Raw genomic sequence first — 20,478 nt, 5'->3', positions numbered from 1 at the left:
ACAAATACAATGATGTACAACGACACTGCTAAATTTGGCGGATACTCATCCCAACTTTAGCGCCAGTTGCTGTGGGTTAGGGCGGTAGTAGCGCTTGAGCATCGCTAGACTTTTGTGACCTGATACCGCTGAGAGTTCTACTAGATTTGGCAGTCTTTCCGCTAGCTTGGTAATGGCGGTTCGTCTTAGATCGTGGAATCGAATGTTCTCAATTCCCGCTTGTTTTCTTGCTCGGTTAAAGGCTTGCGAAACCACTTCATGGGTCACTGGAAATACTCGCCCGTCAATGCTTCTAGGAAGCTTTAAAAGTATCTCTACGGCCTTGGTTGACAGTGGAACAGTTCTTGCTTCACCGTTCTTGGTAAGCTCAATATGAGCTGTTCTATGGACTAAATCTATATGCTCCCAGCGAAGGCTCAATAGCTCACCTCTGCGCATTGCAGTCTCTAAAGCAAGCCGCACCAGTGGTGCCATCCAGATACTTTTTCGACCTACTGGCTTGAGCGCTTCTATCAGTTTGGTTAGCTCATAATCCTCAATGGTTCGAGTTCTGCCTTGCGGCCCGTTAGGTTTCCTTACCAAGAGTATTGGATTGCTGATATTGATTCCCCACTCCCTGCGGGCGTGATTAATGATGGACGAAAAGTATGCCAATTCTCGTATCACTGTTGCGGGCGCCACTTCTTGAAGACGCAGATCTCGATACTCACAAATCCGCTGTGGAGTCAGTGCCAGTAGATTGAGTTTTGCGATGGACTTTCTACTAATGGCAGCTAAACGAATCAGATCAGGTATAGCGCCACGCATAGTTGGCGTCACTTCAGCCATATACCGCTCAATTAGCTCTTTGAAAGTCGTTCGTTCCGCTAGTGATTGGTTGGTAAAACTACCTTTGTCGATGGATGATTCGATACTTCTGGCCCAGCGCTTGGCATCATCTAGTGTGAGGAATGATTTAGATAGGCTGGATTGCCCTTTGCGTTGGACTCGGGCTTGCCACTTGTTCTTGCGATTGCGAAATGTTGCCATGTTGTTCTGCCTCAATAAGGACAGAATTAGGACAAGCTGTAAAACTTACTCTCTTTAAGGTTGAAAGAGCGCAACTAAGTCAGCAACTACTCAGTCGCCTTCCACTCCCCACTCTTGCCACCACTCTTTTCTAAGAGTTTTATATCGCCCATAACCATGCCTCGGTCTACTGCTTTGCACATGTCATAAATTGTGAGTAGGGCGACTTGGACTGCGGTGAGGGCTTCCATTTCAACGCCGGTTGGTCCAGTGGTTTCTGCTCTGACTTGGCAGTTGATGCTGTTATCTGCTTTATTTAGCTGAAATTCTAGGCTGACGTGGGTAAGCGCTAAGGGGTGGCAAAGGGGAATGAGATCTGATGTCCTTTTAGATGCCTGGATGCCGGCAATTCTGGCAATTCCTAATACATCACCCTTTTTATGGTTGCCGGCTTCTACCATCTCAAAGGTTGCTGGGAGCATGGTGATCTTGCCTGTAGCCACAGCCACTCTATGGGTATTAGGCTTATCGCCCACATTTACCATGTGCGCCTGGCCGCTGGCATCAAAATGAGTTAGTTTGTTCATGGGATAAGTTTTACCATATAGGGATGCAAGTGATAAAGCCTGTTGGCAAAATCTCCTTTATTCGACGTTTGGTCGCCATCCAAGTGATGCTGGCCCTCGCTTTTTCTGGTGCTTCTCCAGCTTTTGCTGCTCCTCCTGTTGTTGTTCCAGCTGGAGATGTATCTGTCCAGGGTGATTCCGCTGCATTACAGAATATTGGCAGGGCTATGCAATCCCCGGATGCTCGTCCAGCCAATGCACCAACACGTAATAATGTTCAAAGCCAGCCTACTTTAGTGCTCCCGGATATGGGCGACCCCGGAGGGGATGCCTTAAGCAGAATTGATGAGCGTAAGTATGGCGAGATGATCATGCGCCAGATTCGTCCGGATACAGATTATTCCAATGATTGGCCTATCTATGATTACCTTAATCAAATGGAGCGTCGTTTATTACAAGCTGCTAAGAAGTTGCAACTCGGTGGTGCTAATGAGCAGGGCAGTGGTGCATATAACTTTGAAGTCTTCGCCGTAAAAGATAGCAGCATTAATGCGTTTGCATTACCTGGCGGATTTATTGGCTTTCATACGGGCTTGCTTGTGAGTGCGGAATCTGATGCTGAAGTTGCCTCAGTCATGGGGCATGAGACTGGCCACGTATTGCAGCGTCACTTAGCGCGTCAAATGGATAAGCAGACAACGAATACGATGATTGCCATCGCCGGTATGGTGCTTGGTGCTCTGGCTATGTCTCGCAACCCCTCTGCCGGTGCAGGTCTGATGCAAGGTGGTCAAGCGGCAGCGGTGAGTAATTATTTGTCTTACTCACGAGATGCTGAGCGTGAGGCTGATCGTATCGGCTTTCAGATTCTGGAGGCGAGCGGTTACGATGTTAATGGCGCCCCTGGCTTTTTCCAGAGGCTACAAAAAATCACCGGCATTATGGATCGCGGGGTTCCAGGCTATGTCAGAACTCACCCACTAACAACAGATCGTATTGCAGAAATGCAAGATCGGGTACGCATGGTAGCTGCCCGCAATGTGCCTACTGGTATTGAGTTTTATTTTATTAAAGCGCGTGCACGACTCGAGCAAGCTGGGTCATCGAGTGGTCTCTATGACCTGCGAAATACTTTTGAAAGTTTAAGCAAGCAAGCGCCGATTGGTAAGCAGCTGGAAGGCACTTATGGCCTTGCATTGGTTGCACAGCGCCAAGGCAAAATTGATCAAGCAGAAACCTATTTGCAACAGGCCAAAAAATTGGTGCAGACCGCAAGCGCCCCTGGCTCACCAATTCAGAGGCAAAGCTTATCGCTCGACATTACTTCCTCTGAACTGGCTTTAGCTAAAGGCAAAGGTGAAGAGGCTTTGCAAATTGCCCAGGCAACCCTTAATGCGTATCCGCAGTCCTATGCTGCAGGTGTAGCCATGATTAATGCGGAATTAAAGCTGGGTAAAACCAATGATGCAATTAATTGGCTCAAAGCCAGAACTAGACTGCAACCCAACGAGGTTGTGTGGTGGTCCTTGCTTTCCAATGCCTATGATCAGGCTAAAAACGTGCCTTTGCGGCATTACGCCCTTGGTGAAAAGTACGCGCTGGAAGGTGCTTGGCCTTCAGCTATAGAGCAACTCAAGATTGCTAGATCTTCGGGGGGTGCTGATTTCTATCAGGGTTCGAGTATTGATTCTCGTTTGCGTGAAATGCAAAGACAGTATCAAGAAGAGCTCAAGGAGCAGGCTAAGCAAAAGGGCTAGATTCACCCATTAGTTTTTTCTACTGTTTTTTATTGCGCTGGTTTGGCAATGTACCCAAAGCGTTTGGCTAATTCCAAAGAATGAATCGGGTCTAAAGGTAGTTGCGTGCCATGCCAATTCCAGGAGCCACCAAAGCTGCAAGCTTCTTCACGTAGTGCGGCTAATTCTGAAAAAAGATCTAGATCGTGATCATGTAAGAGCGCAATACTTTCGCTCTCTTGGATAGAGAATTTTCCTCGATCATTATCTTCGTAAATAGTTTGAGAAATATTACCAACGATATAGATATTGCCATTTTCATCGCTGAGGGCCGCAGTAGGATCTAGTTTTGTTTGGCATTGCGTTAGCAGTTGTGTGCCTTGCTCGCTTGGAATCATCCTTGTGATCCAAGGCGTTGCATCTAGGGAAATAAAAACACGCTGTGGACCATTCTGAAAAAAGTATCTGCCTTGAGCATCTCTTGCATAGTTTCTGGAGATAAATTCATTTAAAGCCTGATGCACAATGACTTGGCCGGGCAAATGATTTTTCTGGGTAAATTCATCACGCATACGCCATTGGCCACGGCGATCAAGGGCAAGCCAGCCATAGCAATCCGGAACATTAGGCCACTTGACTAGTGACCGAAGGACTTGCTCATCCATTTTGGGAGAGTGTTGCTGGTTGGGTATTAATGCAAGCCGTGCGGTGTTGAAGGCGCATCAAAAGTATCTTCAGTAGAACGGCTTGCATGGAGATGAGCAATGCGCCATCCTTGGCTATCTTGCAATAAGACGAGAGTAATGTTCAGAAAGAACTCTGCTTCAACCTGATCTGCTCTAAGGTGGACTGCTTCGGTAGTGTCATAAATAGCAGCACCCAAAATAGTATGGCTAATGCAGGCAATCGGTTCTAGAAACAAAGGCTGCTTAGATAAGAGTCTTTCTAGACCCTTGCGAATCTCTGCATGACCACTAAGGCGATGGCCTTCTGGCAGTACACAGGTAATGGAATCATCATCTAGCCAAATATCTAATGCACCCTGAACATCACGATGTTTGAGAGCATCGCGCCAAGCATCAACAACATCATCAGCATTATGAAAAAGTCTGGCAAGTTTTGTCATGGATAGTATTTTGGTTTGAGATGACTTTGGAATAGCTACTGCAATGTATTGAGTGTAGCCAATACTTGTTGCGGAAGAATGTCTTTTAGACACTTTAAGTGGCCTAATGGACAGTCTCTTTTGTGGCAAGGGCTGCAAGGCAGGTTTAGCCAAATCACCTTGGCCTTGTCTGACAAAGGCGGGGTATGGGCTGGGTCGCTAGAGCCAAAGATGGCTACTTGAGGCACTTTCAGGGCAGCGGCTATATGCATCAAGCCCGAATCATTGCTGACAAGGGCTTTACTCATCCCAATCAAGGCAATGGCTTCATCTAAAGAAGTGCTGCCACACCAGTTATGAATATGGGGGTTTTGCTCTGCTTTGAGGGTAATCTCGCTAGCAAGATTGTGATCCCCTTGGCTGCCGATCAAGATGATCTCGTTACTAGGATTTGTTTCGATTAACTCTTTAGCCAGTTCTGCAAAGTGTTCTGTCGGCCAGCGCTTGCTTGGACCATATTCAGCACCGGGACACATGACATAAATAGAGCCATCGATGTTGGCACTTTGCAGTTTGCTTTGAATGGATTGTCTTGCGCTAGGTGATACATTTAAATGCGGTGTAATCTGATTGTTATTACTTTGTGCACTCCCCGTTTGCTCATCATCAACCAGAAGAGTGCTCAATGCTAAGTAGTGCTCGACCATTGGTGGACGATTGATCTTGCTCGGATTATCTAGTGCAACATTAATGAGGCCAAAGCGCATTTCTCCACGATAGCCAATGCGCAGTGGAATATTGGCTAACCAAGGAATGAGTGCCGACTTAAAACTATTAGGTAATACAAAACACGCTTGGTATTTCTGTTTTTCAATTTGCTTTGCGAGCTGCTTGCGTAAAGCCCATTGCAATTGTTTGTGCTCAAACTTTGCTTCGATGACTTCGTTGACTTCTGAGCAAGCGCGATAGATGGGGGCTACCCAAGTGCTAGCAAGTACATCAATTTTGGACTCTGGATATAGCGCTTTGATGCTCGCCAATAAAGGTTGAGTCATCACGGCATCCCCAATCCAGTTTGGGGCAATGATCAGAATACCTGGCATGGGTTGTATCCCGATTCAGCGCTCCATTTTTGATCTGGAGCGCTAATCTGGTTTAGTGTCCGTGTGGCTCGGTGCCAGGAATCAGTTTGTACTCAGTCCCGCAATAAGGACATTTGGCTTCACCTGTTTCGGTGATGTCCAAAAACACACGAGGATGTGAGTTCCATGCTGGAGTCTTATTGGTAGGGCAATGTAATGGAAGATCTTTACCATCCACCATTACTACTGGAGCTTGAGTCATGTTCTGATTCCTGATTACGAAGGATTACTTAACCATTACTTCACGTACGTGAGCCACGATTTGTATTTATCGTTTCTGCCATACACTGCATCAAAGTAGGTCTTCTGAATTTTCTCGGTGATCGGACCACGCTTACCGTCACCAATAGTGCGGTCATCGAGTTCGCGAATTGGCGTCACTTCAGCAGCAGTACCTGTGAAGAAGGCTTCATCAGCAGAATAGATCTCATCACGAGTGATGCGCTTCTCACGCAACTCAAGGCCGAGGTCTTTCACGATCTCGATAATGGAGTCACGCGTAATACCGTCTAAGCAAGAGGCTAAGTCTGGTGTGTACACAATGCCATCACTCACCATAAAGATGTTTTCGCCAGAGCCTTCAGAAACATAACCTTCTGTATCAAGCAGGAGTGCTTCGTCGTAACCGTTTGCGGTCACTTCTTGGTTCGCCAAAATCGAGTTGATGTAGTAACCAGATGCCTTAGCGCGCACTAAGGAAGAATTCACAAAGTGGCGGGTAAAGGAAGAAGTTTTAACGCGAATCCCTTTATTAATACCGTCTTCACCCAAGTAAGCACCCCATTCCCAAGCGGCTACTGCCGTATGGATGGTATTGCCTTTAGGGGAGATGCCTAGTTTTTCTGAGCCAATAAAGATGATTGGGCGGATATAGCAAGCTTCCAGCTTATTGCTATTCACCACATCAATAATGGCCTTGGTAATCACTTCCTGGCTATAAGGCATGTTCATTTGGAAGATCTTGGTGCCGTTAAACAGGCGTTTAACGTGCTCTGGGAGGCGGAAAATGGCAGTTCCTTGGGGGGTTTTATAGGCACGGATGCCCTCAAAAACGCCCATTCCGTAGTGGAGGCTATGGGTTAGCACATGAATATTGGCCTCACGCCAAGGAACTAGCTTCCCATCGGACCAAATAAAACCATCGCGGTCGGACATCGACATTTTCTCTACCTTTTTAGTATCTATTGAATAGGGTCAATCTGGGGCGCCCAGCCAGTCGGTTTTAGGCCTCTAGCTCAGAATGCGTCCATGCTCCTATTGTAGAGCAGGCAGGGTTTTGGCTTACTGAGGTCCTTCGGGGTAGCTAGCCCAGAACATTTAGAATGGAGTACTCAGAAGAATCGACCCTAAACCCCTTAATTACCTTATTTTTGACAAAAAACATGCCGGACTCATTATTTAAAGTGAAGCGTTTAAGTGAATTGGCCGAATCCGGCCTTTTAAAGGGAAAACGGGTTCTGATCCGTGCCGACCTCAATGTTCCCCAAGACGATGTAGGCAATATTACTGAGGACACTCGTATTCGGGCTTCTATGCCAGCAGTGCAGATGTGTTTAGATGCCGGCGCTGCTGTGATGGTGACCTCCCATTTAGGTCGTCCAACGGAAGGTCAATTTAAGCCAGAAGATAGTTTGGCTCCGGTAGCAGATCGCATCGCTACTTTGCTCAATCGTAAAGTACCTCTGATTAGTGATTGGGTCGATGGCGGCTTTGAAGTCAAGCCTGGTGAATTGGTTATTTTAGAGAATTGCCGCTTGAATGTAGGTGAGAAGAAAAATAGTGACGAGCTAGCAAAAAAGATTGCTGCTTTGTGTGATGTATATGTGAACGATGCATTTGGTACTGCGCATCGTGCAGAAGCGACTACTTACGGTGTAGCAAAATTTGCACCAGTGGCTTGTGCAGGCCCATTGATGGCGGCTGAACTCGATGCATTGAGTCGTGCGCTTGCAAGCCCGAAGCGCCCGCTGGTGGCTATTGTGGCGGGCTCCAAGGTTTCTTCTAAGCTCACTATTTTGAAGGCTTTGGCTGACAAAGTGGATGAGTTGATTGTTGGTGGCGGCATTGCGAATACCTTCATGCTTGCTAAAGGATTGCCAATTGGTAAATCTTTAGCTGAGCCTGATTTGGTTGAAGAAGCTAAAGAAATTATGGAGATCATGGAAAAGCGTGGCGCACACGTGCCTATTCCTGAGGACGTAGTTGTTGCGAATGAACTCTCACCTTTAGCTCGTGCCAATCGTGTATCTGCTGATCAAGTGGCAGAAGATGACATGATTTTGGATATCGGCCCTAAAACAGCAGCCCGCCTTTCGATCATGCTCGCTCATGCCGGCACGATTGTTTGGAACGGCCCTTTAGGCGTTTTTGAAATTGATCAATTTGGTGGCGGCACCAAAATGTTGGCTGCAGCCATTGCCCACTCTCCTGCGTTCTCGATCGCAGGTGGTGGCGATACATTGGCGGCCATTGCTAAATACGGTATTGAAAATCAAGTGGATTACATCTCAACTGGTGGTGGCGCTTTCTTGGAATTCCTCGAAGGTAAAACCCTGCCAGCCTTTGCAGTACTAGCTGAAAGAGCGAAAGACTAAATAATGCTTCGAGCAACCAAAATCATTGCCACCCTAGGGCCCGCATCCGAAAAGCCTGAAGTTCTTCGTGACATGATTCGTGCAGGCGTCGATGTAGTGCGCATGAACTTTTCGCATGGCACGGTAGCTGACCACAAAGCCCGCCATGATTTAGTACGCAGTATTTCTGCTGAAGTAGGCAAAGAAGTCGGCATCATGGCTGACCTTCAGGGCCCCAAAATTCGTGTGGGTAAATTTGCAGACAGCAAAATTTTGCTCAAAGAAGGTGAGCAATTTATTTTGGATGTGAACTGTGCCTTAGGAAACCAAGAGCGTGTTGGTCTTGATTACAAAGAATTGCCCAGTGATGTTAAATCCGGCGATCGGCTTTTATTGAATGATGGTTTAGTTGTATTGCGTGTTGAAAGCGTTAAAGGTGGTGAGATTTATACGAGCGTAGAGCAGGGTGGACCACTATCGAATAACAAAGGTATTAATCGTGCTGGCGGAGGTTTAACTGCTCCCGCTTTGACTGAGAAAGATATTTCTGATCTGGATGCAGCCATTGCCATGGGTGTGGACTTCCTGGCGATTAGCTTTCCTAAAGATGGTGCTGATATGGCTTACGCGCGTAAGCTGGCTGATGCTGCTAGCGCCAAATATGGTGTGGGTAAAGTGCGCACCATTGCCAAAGTAGAGCGTGCAGAAGCCATTGAACCTGAAGCACTTAAAAGCATCATTGCTGAGAGCGACGGCATCATGGTTGCGCGTGGTGACTTAGCCATTGAAGTGGGTAATCCTGCTGTGCCAGCATTACAAAAGCGCATGATTAAGTGGGCACTCGAGGCTGATAAATTTACGATCACGGCAACCCAGATGATGGAGTCAATGATCAATGCACCAGTGCCAACGCGCGCTGAAGTGAGTGACGTAGCCAACGCTGTTTTAGATGGTACTGACGCCGTGATGCTCTCCGCAGAATCTGCAGCCGGTATGTATCCAGTGCAGACCATTAAAGCAATGGCAGAGATTTGCGTTGAAGCGGAAAAATCGGATCGTGTGAAACTGGATACCGATTTCTTGGATCAAACCTTTACCCGCATCGATCAAACGATTGCTTTGGGTGCTTTGTTTACTGCCCACCATTTGAATGCCAATGCGATTGCTGCCCTGACTGACTCAGGTTCTACAGCCATTTGGATGAGTCGCCACAATATTCACGTGCCGATTTTTGCACTCACCTCCAAGATTGCTACGCAACGTGCTTTGAGTACTTATCGCAACGTGACTCCAATTGGCTTGGATTACACCAAGGATCGCGATACGGCTTTGCAAGAAGTTGAGGCTTGCCTCAAAAAGTCGGGCGCAGTTAAAAAAGGCGATACCGTGGTGCTTACTTCAGGCGAGCCAATGGGTGAGCCTGGCGGCACCAATACCCTCAAAATTATTCATGTGAAGTAATCATTCATTTACCCATTTAATTAACTTATTCAATTTATTAAGAGAACATCATGGCTTTAGTATCTTTGCGACAACTCTTGGATCATGCTGCTGAAAACGGTTATGGTCTGCCAGCATTTAACGTCAACAACTTAGAGCAAGTGACTGCGATTATGGAAGCTGCGAATGAAGCAGACTCTCCAGTCATCATGCAAGCCTCTGCCGGTGCTCGTAAATACGCAGGTGAAGCATTCTTGCGCCATTTGATTTCTGCTGCGGTGGAAGCTTATCCCCATATTCCAGTGGTGATGCACCAAGATCACGGTCAGAGCCCAGCAGTGTGTATGGCTGCGATTAAGAGTGGCTTTACTAGCGTCATGATGGACGGCTCCTTAGAGGCTGACGGTAAAACCGTTGCTAGCTATGAATACAACGTGGATGTTTCTAAAGAGGTGGTGAAGTTTTCTCATTCCATCGGAGTTACGGTTGAAGCAGAACTTGGCGTGTTGGGTTCTCTAGAAACCATGAAGGGCGACAAAGAAGACGGTCATGGTGCTGACGGCACGATGACTCGCGAACAGTTATTGACTGACGTTGAGCAAGCGGCTGACTTTGTGCGAGCAACCCAGTGCGATGCCCTAGCGATTGCGATTGGTACTAGCCATGGCGCATACAAATTCAGTAAAAAGCCTACAGGCGATATATTGGCAATTGACCGCATTAAAGAAATTCATGCGCGCATTCCAAACACTCATTTAGTAATGCATGGTTCATCAAGCGTTCCACAAGAATTGCTAGCTGAGATCCGCGAATTTGGTGGCGATATGAAAGAAACCTACGGCGTGCCTGTAGAAGAGATTCAAGAAGGTATTAAGAACGGCGTTCGTAAGATCAATATTGATACCGACATTCGTTTGGCAATGACTGGCGCTATCCGTCGCTACTTCATTGAGAACCCAAGCAAGTTTGATCCACGCGATTATTTAAAGCCAGCACGTGAAGCTGCCAAGAAAGTATGTATTGCACGCTTTGAAGCCTTTGGTTCTGCTGGTCAGGCATCCAAAATTAAGCCAATTTCATTAGAGAAAATGGCAGAGCTTTACAAGAGCGGTAAGTTAGCTCAGATCGTGAAGTGAGTTAACGATGGCTGCTTTGTACGCTACTTCTATTAAGTCATTGCCTTTGTTATCCAAAGGTAAGGTGCGTGATGTCTACGCCCTAGGTGATGACAAGCTTCTCATGATCACCACAGATCGCTTATCTGCATTTGATGTGGTGATGGGCGAGCCTATTCCTGAGAAGGGCGTTGTGCTCAATCAGATGGCGAACTTCTGGTTTGAAAAGTTGGGATCTGTGATTCCAAATCACTTAACAGGTATTGATCCGGCAACAGTAGTGGCTACTGATGAAGTTGCGCAAGTGACTGGCCGTGCTGTTGTGGCTAAACGCCTCAAGCCCATTATGGTGGAAGCCGTTGTGCGCGGTTACTTGGCTGGTAGTGGTTGGAAAGACTACAAAGAAACTGGCAAGGTATGCGGCATTGCTTTGCCTGAAGGCTTAGAGAATGCGCAAAAATTACCTGAGCCTATCTTTACTCCAGCTGCTAAAGCAGAAGCAGGTGAGCATGATGAAAATATCTCTTTTGAAAAAGTAATTGAGCTCATCGGTGAAAAATTAGCGAAGCAAATTCGTGAAGTTAGCATCCGTTTGTATAAGGAAGCTTCTGAATACGCAGCCACTCGCGGAATCATCATTGCCGATACCAAGTTTGAATTTGGTCTTGATGACGCAGGTCAGCTAGTTTTGATGGATGAGATTCTGACGGCAGACTCCTCCCGCTTTTGGCCTGCTGAAACTTACTATGTGGGCTCCAATCCACCGTCCTATGACAAGCAATTTGTCCGGGATTGGCTAGAAACAGCGATGGTTGATGGCAAGTTATGGCCAAAAACAGCGCCTGCACCCCAATTACCTGCTGAAGTCATCGAAAAAACCGCTCAAAAGTATCGCGAAGCCTTAACAAGACTGACTCAGGGATAATAGAGCCCTAAACATTTTAGGTATTCGGAGAGCTGCATGAGCAAGAAGCCAATAGTCGGAATAGTGATGGGATCCAATTCAGATTGGGACACCATGCAACACGCCGCCCAAATGCTTGAGCAATTTGGTATCGCTCATGAAGCGCAAGTACTCTCTGCTCACCGTATGCCAGATGACATGTTCCAGTATGCAGAAAAAGCACAAGCCAATGGTTTGCAAGCCATTATTGCTGGTGCAGGTGGTGCAGCGCACTTGCCAGGCATGCTCGCTTCTAAAACCATTGTTCCAGTCTATGGTGTTCCAGTAGCCAGTAAATATTTACGTGGCGAAGACTCTCTCTATTCAATCGTGCAAATGCCTAAAGGTATTCCAGTAGCAACATTTGCGATTGGTGAAGCTGGTGCGGCCAATGCTGCCTTGCATGTGATTGCAGGCTTAGCCTTGCATGATGCAGATTTAGCTAAACGCTTAGAAGAGTTCCGCGTCAAGCAGTCTGAAACTGCACGCTCAATGAATTTGCCGGGATATTAATTACATGGCAGATCATTCAGAACCCATTTTGCCGGGTTCGTATTTAGGAATTTTGGGTGGTGGTCAATTAGGACGCATGTTTACTCAGGCAGCCCAATCTATGGGTTACAAGGTCTGCGTTTTAGATCCAGATGCTGAAAGCCCTGCTGGCTCTATCGCTGAAAAATTTATCAAAGCCGATTACACAGACTCTGCTGCTTTAAAAGAAATGGCATCCCTGTGTACATCAGTCAGTACCGAATTTGAAAATGTTCCCGCACAAGCTTTAGATGAGCTGGAATCTCTCGGCGTGTTTGTTGCACCCCGCAGTAGCTGTGTCTCCTTAGCTCAAAACCGTATTGCCGAGAAAAATTTCCTCGCAACCTGGAAGTCAGAGACCAATATCGGACCAGCGCCAAACTTTGTCATCGAACATGATGCTGATGTGGCACACGTCCCTGCAGACTTATTCCCTGGTATTTTGAAAACGGCGCGCATGGGCTATGACGGCAAAGGTCAAATCACGGTGTATGCCGCAGCGGATCTCCCGGCTGCTTGGGCTGAGCTCGGTAAGGTTCCATGCGTATTAGAAAAGCGTATGGAATTGGATTTTGAAGTTTCCGCATTAGTCGTGCGTGGCTACGATGATGCTGTAGTGGCTTACCCAGTCTCCCAAAACATTCATCGCGATGGAATCTTGCATACCTCTACAGTTCCTGCGCCATCACTAAAGCCTTTGCAAGAAAAGAAAATTATTGATGCTGCTAAAGCATTAATTCGCAAGATTGATTACGTTGGTGTCCTTTGTGTAGAGTTTTTTGTGCTCAAGAATGGCGATATCATTGCTAATGAAATCGCTCCGCGTCCGCACAATTCTGGTCACTACACCATGGATGCTTGTGTCAGCAGTCAGTTTGAGCAGCAAGTGAGAAGTATGGCGCGCTTGCCACTAGGTGACACTCGCTTACTTGCCCCTGTATCGATGCTCAATCTTTTGGGTGATTTATGGTTTGAGGGCAATAGCGATCAAGCTCAAGAGCCTGCCTGGAATAAAGTATTGGCACATCCTGATGCGAAGTTACATCTCTATGGCAAGTCTGTCCCACGTGTTGGTAGAAAGATGGGTCACATCAATTGTCTAGGTGAGGCTTTAAATGAAGCCCGTCAAAACTGCGCAGCAGTTGCTACTGAATTAGGTATCGAGCCCTAGAAATGTCTACTGACAGTACGCCACTGCAATCTTCTGCAGTGATCAATGAAGCAGTGCAAACCTTGCGTGATGGTGGTTTAGTTGCCTTCCCAACTGAGACAGTCTATGGCTTAGGCGCTGATGCTAAAAACCCTGAAGCCATTAAAAAAATCTTTGCTGCTAAAGGCAGACCCCCTAATCACCCTCTGATTGTTCATCTTGCAGCGCCTGATGTATATGATGTTGCCAAAATTGATTGGACTGCTTTGCTCAGTCCCTGGGTGCGTGACTTATCGGAAGACGCATTATTACTGGTCAATACCTTTTGGCCTGGTCCTTTGACTCTAGTATTTAAAAAAGACAAGAGCGTTTTAAATGAACTCACTGGCGGTCAAGATACCGTTGCTATTCGTGCGCCTACCCATCCGATTGCCCAGGAGCTCCTGCGGAAATTTAAGGGTGGAGTGGTAGCGCCTTCAGCCAATCGCTTCGGTAAGGTTTCGCCAACGAGTGCTGCTGATGTGCGAAATGAATTTGAAGGCATGTTGGGTCTGATGGTTTTGGATGGTGGCGATTGTGAAGTCGGTATTGAATCGACCATCATCGATCTGTCTTCTGGCGACAAAGCCATTCTTCTAAGACCTGGTGTGATTACGCCTGGTGAAATCTTGGCAAAGACGGGTATTCAGGTGTATCAGCCTGGAGAAGTTCTCAAAGATGAGAGTGAAGAAGTGCTTCCAAGGGTGTCGGGAAGTTTGCGCGCCCATTACGCACCGACAACACCTTTGCGTCTTTACGCGCCAGGCAGGGTTTTGGATGCCTTGAGTGAGTTCCCAGATATTAAATCGCGCGTAGCAGTTGCAGTATTGGATTCCGAATCCTCTTTAGGTCATGATGGACATCCTTCGGTGCATTTTGAAGAGATCATCATGCCTAGCGATGGCGCTGCTTTTGCAAATCGCCTATATCGTTCATTGCGAGACTTAGATCAGCAGGGCTGGGATCTGATTTTGTTCCCAGAGCCGCCAGCCGGTGAAGAGTGGGATGGGGTGAGAGACCGGCTTCAGCGCGCGTGCTTTGGTTCAGGACCGTCTTCTAGCAGCCACGACAGCAATTGATCGTGGGCCTCTAGGCCTCTCCAGGCATTCGGGTGATTAATAAAAGAAGTCACGGCATAGAGCTTGCCTGATTTACTTAAGACATAACCAGAGATTGCTCTAACATCAGCAAGCGAGCCGGTCTTCATCCGAACTTCCGGTTTCTTTTTCAGGTGCAAAAATTTACGAAGCTGTGTCATGAGGCGATTTCTCATGGTGCCATCGGTTCCTGCAAGCGGCAAACTGTTATAAAAAATCTCTGAGGCGGGTAAGTTGCGGGCTAGTAAAAGGAGTTGGTTCATTTGCCCCGCAGAAATCGCTTCATTGCGTGATAAGCCTGATCCATTCTCAATCACGAGCCCCGGAAAATCTAAACCCATTTGCTTGAGCCAACTCTGAATGACCAGTTCACCATTTTCTTTTGTTGCTGGCTTGCCTATTTTCTCAAGTGCCAAAGTGAGTAGGAGCTGCCGAGCCATGACATTGTTTGAATATTTATTAATGTCTTGCACATCATCAGATAGCTTAATTCCTTCAAACTGCAGCAAGAGTCGGGCGGTGATAGGAACTGTAGCGCTCTGTCCAACAGGGGTCTTAGCCCAAATGCCACCTGCCTGCTCCCATGCGGCAGTAAAGCCTTGAGTTAAGAAGGTATTGGCATCCAAGGCAACAACGTTGTAGTAGACCCCTTTGCAGGTATTCGGAAAAGCCCCTGAAAATTGGGCGGTAAACGCTTGATCGGTCTTGAAGTCACCTCCAGCATTGCTAGCCCCAGCCTCAGGATCTAAGTTGAAACGAAGATTACTTTTCCAGTTATCACAGGGCCGATCCACCAATTGCATTTGATTATCAATTTGTAGTTGAGACATCAATGGGCTATAGCTAATGTCGATAAATTCCGCAGTACGAGATTTGCTTAACTGGAATGAGAGTGTTCTAAAGGCATAGAGCAATGGATCTGGCGGAACGTTATAGGCGCGAAGAGATTCACCATCGATGGTGTTGTGTTCCATGACGCTTGGCGCATAGGCACTACGATCAAAAAATAAATTGCCATCAATTTTCTGAATACCAAGACCTTGCAAGGCTTTCATGAGCTTGGCCAATTCTTCTGGCACTAACTTTGGGTCGCCTGATCCTTGTAGGTAGATATTGCCCTCGAGTACGCCCTGGCGAATGATTCCATCGGTGTAGATATTGGTGCGCCAGCGATATTGAGGTCCTAGGACGTCCAACCCTGTTAGGGTGGTTAAGAGCTTCATGGTGGAAGCGGGATTCATGGGATCGTTTGCACGCCAATCCAAGATGTTTTTAGCAACGGCCTTGCCACTGCGGGGGGTGTCTATTTCTACGACAGAAATACTGACAGCATCTTTTGGAATCTGATTGTGCTCTAAGCTAGTAGCTACTGCCTGAGGCATGGTATTTGCAGAAGACGCATTGGCAAGAAGGCCAAGACCAATTCCAAGAATGGTCATTAATAATCTAGTTGGGCGCCAATAGTGCTTTTGCATTCCCAATAGGATAAACCCAGAAGGAGTGCGGCGGACCCTAAGTCACAGGGCGATACCGTTGCTTATAGCTTTCCAATGCTTGGTTCTGCTCCTGAAGCAGTTTCATAAAGCTTGTTAGTCTCGCTGGTAGAGGACCCTCAACTTCCAATTGTTCGCAGCGCTGGATAAAGTTTTTTGCCTGCAAAAGCTGCGCCCCTCCTTTGACTTTATGAACCATGCTTTTGAAGCTGGCTTCATCGGGGCTATTGCCATGCAGAGCTTCTAAAGTCTCATCGTGAACCCGTCTGATTTCTTCCAGGATGACAATGATTTGATGGGGATTGTTTTGAATGAGATTGCCAAAGGCCTCAAAGGAATAATCATCCTCTAATGGGCTTGCATCTATGGATCTAAAGTAACGAGAGAGCTCATTTTCAAGTGTCATTAAGCTCAGCGGTTTAATCAGCACACCGTTCATTCCTGAAGCTAAAAACTGATGACGAGAATCTAAGGCATAGATGTCTGCAGTGACGCCAATAATGATGAGGTCTCGATATCCCATTTCGCGAAGATGCTTTGCTAAATCTGAACCTTGCATACCGGGAATGGATTGATCAGTCAACATTAGATCAAAATGTTGTTTGGCAATGAACTCTATAGCTAAGTGGGCATTCTCACAAACACAAACCTCAATGCCGAGCGCTTGTAATTGCAGAGAAATAATTTGTCGACTCGCTGGATGGTCTTCAACCACGAGGGCGCGCAGCGTGCGGTATTGCAATTCTGGATTTTTAGAAACGAGCTTTCTGGCGACGGGGGTTTCATCACTAAAGGCGCTTCTGCTGGCGGCAATACTAGTACGAGGAAACGCTACTGAAAAGTGGACATTGCTACCAAAGCCAGGAGCACTCTCAAAGAAGAGTTGGCTATTCATCGAATTGACTAAGTGGCTAGTAATGGTTAGTCCAAGACCAGTACCGCGTTGCTGATCGCTGAGACTTCCCTCGCCTTTGTTGGGCACTTGCTCAAAAGCTTGCAGGGCTAGTTCTATTTCTTCAGCCCCCATACCAATTCCGGTATCAATGACTCGAAATTCAATCAATTGACCAGCGTGATCATCTGCCAAAACAGTGATGGAGAAATAGATTTCACCATGGTTAGTAAATTTAATGGCGTTGCTAATCAGATTCTGAAAGATTTGCCGCAACCTCAAAGCATCCATCATTAAGACTTCTGCAATCCGAGGATCTTTAGAGGTATGTAGTTGAAGTTGCTGCTTAATCGCTACTGTTGAGAACGCAGAATCAATTTCATCAATCAAGGAATTGAGGTTGTAGGGCTCTAGATTTAGTGTCAATTTGCCCGCTTCAATTTTGGAGAGATCTAATACTTGATTGAGGATACCCAAGAGAGATTCTGCTGAAGCGTGAGCGCTTCTGAGTAAAGGCTTCTCGCTAGAGGGAAATTGTTGGCTGCTCAGCAATAACTCCTGAACACCCAGGATCGCATTCATCGGTGTACGAATTTCATGACTCATGGTGGCCAAGAATGCGGATTTAGCTGCGTTGGCTTTTTCAGCAGTCTCCTTCGATAAAAGAAGTGTGGCTGTTTCTTGCTCTAGCGCCGCTTGCTGATGACGAGTGCGCCATATCCAAAAGGCCCCACTCAGAAACAGTGCCAAGCTAATGCTCCATGGAAAGGCTGTCTTCCAGGGGGTAGATGTAGATTCTGAAACTTGGCTAGATGAGTCCAGGGCAAAAAGTTGGCGTGATTCAATGGGATCTAGCGTGCCTAGAAAATTCTGCAGCACTCCATGCAATGGCGCATCTTCATGGGAGATTAGCCAGCGATAGGGGAAGGGCTCTCGGCTATAGATCCCATCGATCTGTATCTTTTCATTACCTACTTGACTAATAAACTGTTGCGCAAGTCTCATAGGCAGAACCAGCGCTTGGATATCGTTCTTGAGTAAATCAGTAATCAACTTTTCTAGATGGCTTGAGGTGTTGCTTTGAGGGTTATTTTGGTTGGGCGGATTCTCAAAACCACGATCAAAATAAGCCACATTGACCAGATCAACTTGAGTTTTAGTGTTGGTGGCTTTTGTCAGAACCGCATCATGTCCCCAAAAGATGGCCTCCGAAAGGGATCCAAACTTCATGACCTCGTCATCAATCTGCGGATCAATCACGAAATCTACTTCGCCCTTGGCCAGTTGTTGTAATCCCTCGTGGTCTGATTTTCTCCAAATAGGAATAAATTCTTGTTGAGTAAATGTCCCTAGTTTTAAGAGTAGTGATTTAAATACGCCTACCTGACCTTTGCTACTTTCCTCTAGATAGGGCGCATATTTTTCGTGAATGCTAAAACGAACAATGGGATGGGCATCGATCCACCCTTTTTCAGATTGACTCAGAGCATTGGCATTTACCAGGCTATGGCTAAGTAAGCACAGGATCATACTGAGCTTCATCATTGGAATATATCGATGCCTCACGTGCTTTAACTTTCGATAATGTTGTTCATACGGCAGAATAAGATGAGGTCAGCAATATTATTAATGCCTAGCTTGTCAAAGACTCTGGTTTTATAAGTGGCTACCGTTTTATTGCTGATATGCAGCATGTCTGAAATTTGTTGGTTGGTATTACCCTTACCAAGGTATTTCATGACTTGTAGTTCCCGATCTGAGATGAGTGCCAGCTTATCGTTATCGCTCAATGAGCTGTTGCCGTTCTTACCGTGGGTAAAAAAGTTATAGCCCTGTGAAATGGCAACGCACGCAGCTAAGATCACGTCGGCACCAGCAGTCTTATTCACAAAGCCATGTGCCCCTAATGAGCGAACTCTGCCTCCATAAACGGCCTCATCTAAGCTAGAGAGTACTAGGATGCGAATATCGGGATACATCAAACCAATCCTGCGAATGACATCAAAGCCATCCGTCTTGGGCATATCGAGATCCAAAATCATCATATTGGGATTGACTTCTTTAATCGAGCGTAGGCACTCCTCCCCGTTCTGGGCTTGCCCCGCAATCTCAAACAGCAATTGGTCTTGCAACATACTTTTTAATGCCATCAGCATTGCTGGATGATCGTCTACTAACATCACGCGTTTTCTCATTACTTGTCTCCGTTTTGGTTTGGTTGTGGATGAGGGTGCAGCGAAAAAATGGCTTTAGCGATTCGGCTGTCATTGATCTGCAGCATTTGGTGCCTACTTAATGGAGGCATCATGAGGCCGCCATAACAGTGATCAGCTTGTAACAATGTTGCGTTTTCTAAATCCCTTACGAGCGTTAAATTGCTAGCGTAGATTTGGATTCTGGATTTTCGGAGCTCCGATAGCAAGTGCGTAGGCAGTGCTGTTTGACGAAAGAGCGTCATATCTAAATGCACACCTTCCATCTGGAGTTCTTCGATCCAATGCAGTTGCTCTACGCTTCCAGAAAATTGCAGCAAATGAATGAGGACGCCTAACCGGCGCAATCGCAATAAACCTTCTTTGCAAGATTCTTCTAATTTGGAATCCGGTAATGTTTGAATTCCTAAAGTAACAAGACCTACCGGTAAGCGAGAGTTCAGAATCAGATCTGATAAGGCATCAATGTATTTACTTGAGGCAAGGGCATGCGCTGGGATCGGCAAAATACCTGGAATAAAGCGACCGCTGCGATACCAATAGGAAACACTATCCAAGCCTTCCATGAATAAGCGCAACAATTGCATGTCGGTGCTGGCCAATAGGGGTCTAAATAAAGTTCCAGTCAGTTTTGTGCCTTTGCCGTTAAAAATGGGTTCATGGCCAATCGCTTGTCTTTTTGACCAGGATTGATGTTCTTCGAGGGCTTGGCTACTCAAGCCAAGCCAGGGGTCGCCACAGGCGTCTCGTACTTCTTGGAAGGGTTTGTTCTTCCATGCCTTTACAAGCGTGTACAGCCGGGATTTCGGGCTCATCAGCATTCTCCAATCTGTGACTATCCAGTCTAGGCAGGACGGATTGGAGCGGTAAGGGCTTAAGGCTGATTTATCTGTAGGAAATGACCTACCAGCCTGTGCTCAGTATAGATAGGGCCTAAATCCTTAAAGAATTTATGGTGATCTGCCCTTGAAATTGCTGGAAATAGACCTATATAATCAGCACTCCCGACACGCGAGTGCTAAAAGGGTGGTTTTGGGTATTTTTCCCTTAGCTTCCGTGTGAAGAGATTACAAAGCATTGATTTATATTGGTTTTTTAATTAGTTAACAATTACTAACATAGGAGAAGGAATGAATCTGCGTCCTTTACATGATCGCGTAATCATCAAACGTTTAGATCAAGAATCAAAAACTGCCTCTGGAATCATCATTCCTGACGCTGCTGCTGAAAAACCTGACCAAGGCGAAGTATTGGCAGTAGGCCCAGGCAAACGTGATGACAGCGGTAAGTTGAATGCACCTGACGTCAAAGTTGGCGATCGCGTGTTATTTGGCAAATATGCAGGTCAAACAGTCAAGGTCGACGGCGACGAGCTTCTCGTAATGCGCGAAGAAGACATCATGGCTGTTGTACAGAAGTAATTTCAGTATTTAAG

The 20,478-nt window shown here is 46.5% G+C and carries 20 protein-coding genes; 9 read left to right on the top strand and 11 right to left on the bottom strand.

Going from position 1 to position 20,478, the window contains the following annotated elements; translation table 11 throughout:
- Nucleotides 1-45 precede the first annotated feature (45 nt).
- On the bottom strand, nt 46-1,029 hold the full coding sequence (locus ICN47_RS08450) for a site-specific integrase (protein WP_216219490.1): 984 nt from the start codon (nt 1,027-1,029) through the stop codon (nt 46-48).
- An 86-nt stretch (nt 1,030-1,115) separates the two neighbouring features.
- On the bottom strand, nt 1,116-1,595 hold the full coding sequence (gene moaC, locus ICN47_RS08445; RefSeq protein WP_216219489.1) for a cyclic pyranopterin monophosphate synthase MoaC: 480 nt from the start codon (nt 1,593-1,595) through the stop codon (nt 1,116-1,118).
- A gap of 23 nt (nt 1,596-1,618) precedes the next feature.
- Between moaC and ICN47_RS08440 the strand changes: the two genes are divergently transcribed.
- Entirely contained in the window at nt 1,619-3,331 is a 1,713-nt protein-coding gene (locus ICN47_RS08440; RefSeq protein ID WP_216219488.1) for a M48 family metalloprotease, read from the top strand.
- A 29-nt stretch (nt 3,332-3,360) separates the two neighbouring features.
- On the opposite strand, the gene ICN47_RS08435 is transcribed toward ICN47_RS08440, so the two are convergent.
- The 5 genes from ICN47_RS08435 to ICN47_RS08415 are packed head-to-tail and all read right to left on the bottom strand — an operon-like array spanning nt 3,361 to nt 6,718.
- Nucleotides 3,361-3,975, bottom strand: coding sequence for a DUF2946 family protein (locus tag ICN47_RS08435; protein WP_216219487.1), 615 nt, complete (start codon nt 3,973-3,975; stop codon nt 3,361-3,363).
- Nucleotides 3,976-4,001: 26 nt separating this feature from the next.
- Nucleotides 4,002-4,436 carry a nuclear transport factor 2 family protein gene (locus ICN47_RS08430; protein WP_216219486.1) on the bottom strand — a complete coding sequence of 145 codons (435 nt, stop codon included), beginning with the start codon at nt 4,434-4,436 and terminating at the stop codon, nt 4,002-4,004.
- Nucleotides 4,437-4,471: 35 nt separating this feature from the next.
- Complete coding sequence (gene waaF / locus ICN47_RS08425; protein ID WP_216219485.1) at nt 4,472-5,518, bottom strand: lipopolysaccharide heptosyltransferase II; 1,047 nt, start codon at nt 5,516-5,518, stop codon at nt 4,472-4,474.
- Between the two features lie 52 nt (nt 5,519-5,570).
- Nucleotides 5,571-5,759, bottom strand: coding sequence for a zinc-finger domain-containing protein (locus tag ICN47_RS08420; RefSeq protein WP_216219484.1), 189 nt, complete (start codon nt 5,757-5,759; stop codon nt 5,571-5,573).
- Between the two features lie 35 nt (nt 5,760-5,794).
- Complete coding sequence (locus ICN47_RS08415; RefSeq protein ID WP_216219483.1) at nt 5,795-6,718, bottom strand: branched-chain amino acid transaminase; 924 nt, start codon at nt 6,716-6,718, stop codon at nt 5,795-5,797.
- Nucleotides 6,719-6,939: 221 nt separating this feature from the next.
- Here ICN47_RS08415 and ICN47_RS08410 point away from each other — a divergent pair, with 221 nt between their 5' ends.
- The 7 genes from ICN47_RS08410 to ICN47_RS08380 are packed head-to-tail and all read left to right on the top strand — an operon-like array spanning nt 6,940 to nt 14,427.
- A complete protein-coding gene (locus tag ICN47_RS08410; protein ID WP_216219482.1) occupies nt 6,940-8,151 on the top strand; it encodes a phosphoglycerate kinase in 1,212 nt (403 codons plus the stop codon).
- Between the two features lie 3 nt (nt 8,152-8,154).
- Complete coding sequence (gene pyk, locus ICN47_RS08405) at nt 8,155-9,591, top strand: pyruvate kinase (RefSeq protein WP_216219481.1); 1,437 nt, start codon at nt 8,155-8,157, stop codon at nt 9,589-9,591.
- 50 nt (nt 9,592-9,641) lie between these two features.
- Nucleotides 9,642-10,706, top strand: coding sequence for a class II fructose-bisphosphate aldolase (fba, locus tag ICN47_RS08400; RefSeq protein ID WP_216219480.1), 1,065 nt, complete (start codon nt 9,642-9,644; stop codon nt 10,704-10,706).
- 7 nt (nt 10,707-10,713) lie between these two features.
- Nucleotides 10,714-11,610, top strand: coding sequence for a phosphoribosylaminoimidazolesuccinocarboxamide synthase (locus ICN47_RS08395; RefSeq protein WP_216219479.1), 897 nt, complete (start codon nt 10,714-10,716; stop codon nt 11,608-11,610).
- A gap of 36 nt (nt 11,611-11,646) precedes the next feature.
- Entirely contained in the window at nt 11,647-12,141 is a 495-nt protein-coding gene (purE, locus tag ICN47_RS08390; protein WP_216219478.1) for a 5-(carboxyamino)imidazole ribonucleotide mutase, read from the top strand.
- A gap of 4 nt (nt 12,142-12,145) precedes the next feature.
- Nucleotides 12,146-13,330 (top strand): 5-(carboxyamino)imidazole ribonucleotide synthase, encoded by a 1,185-nt coding sequence (locus ICN47_RS08385; protein WP_216219477.1) that lies wholly within the window; start codon nt 12,146-12,148, stop codon nt 13,328-13,330.
- 2 nt (nt 13,331-13,332) lie between these two features.
- Nucleotides 13,333-14,427: an L-threonylcarbamoyladenylate synthase gene (locus ICN47_RS08380; protein WP_216219476.1), complete on the top strand. Its 1,095-nt coding sequence runs from the start codon at nt 13,333-13,335 to the stop codon at nt 14,425-14,427.
- Here the strand turns inward: ICN47_RS08380 and dacB are convergent.
- From dacB to ICN47_RS08360, 4 genes are all read right to left on the bottom strand, one after another.
- A complete protein-coding gene (gene dacB / locus ICN47_RS08375; protein ID WP_255538973.1) occupies nt 14,373-15,884 on the bottom strand; it encodes a D-alanyl-D-alanine carboxypeptidase/D-alanyl-D-alanine-endopeptidase in 1,512 nt (503 codons plus the stop codon). The genes ICN47_RS08380 and dacB overlap by 55 nt on opposite strands.
- Nucleotides 15,885-15,957: 73 nt before the next feature.
- A complete protein-coding gene (locus ICN47_RS08370; RefSeq protein ID WP_216219474.1) occupies nt 15,958-18,375 on the bottom strand; it encodes an ATP-binding protein in 2,418 nt (805 codons plus the stop codon).
- 26 nt (nt 18,376-18,401) lie between these two features.
- Nucleotides 18,402-19,025, bottom strand: coding sequence for a response regulator transcription factor (locus tag ICN47_RS08365; protein ID WP_216219473.1), 624 nt, complete (start codon nt 19,023-19,025; stop codon nt 18,402-18,404).
- On the bottom strand, nt 19,025-19,858 hold the full coding sequence (locus ICN47_RS08360; RefSeq protein WP_216219472.1) for a diguanylate phosphodiesterase: 834 nt from the start codon (nt 19,856-19,858) through the stop codon (nt 19,025-19,027). Before ICN47_RS08360 ends, ICN47_RS08365 begins: the two co-directional genes overlap by 1 nt.
- Nucleotides 19,859-20,173: 315 nt before the next feature.
- Here ICN47_RS08360 and ICN47_RS08355 point away from each other — a divergent pair, with 315 nt between their 5' ends.
- Complete coding sequence (locus tag ICN47_RS08355; protein ID WP_087909492.1) at nt 20,174-20,464, top strand: co-chaperone GroES; 291 nt, start codon at nt 20,174-20,176, stop codon at nt 20,462-20,464.
- Nucleotides 20,465-20,478: the final 14 nt, after the last annotated feature.

This window comes from Polynucleobacter sp. AP-Latsch-80-C2 (genome assembly GCF_018882185.1).
In the GTDB taxonomy this organism is placed as follows: Bacteria; Pseudomonadota; Gammaproteobacteria; order Burkholderiales; family Burkholderiaceae; genus Polynucleobacter.
Note: the sequence above shows the minus strand (reverse complement) of the source record. Positions and strands in the feature narration are given on the sequence as shown.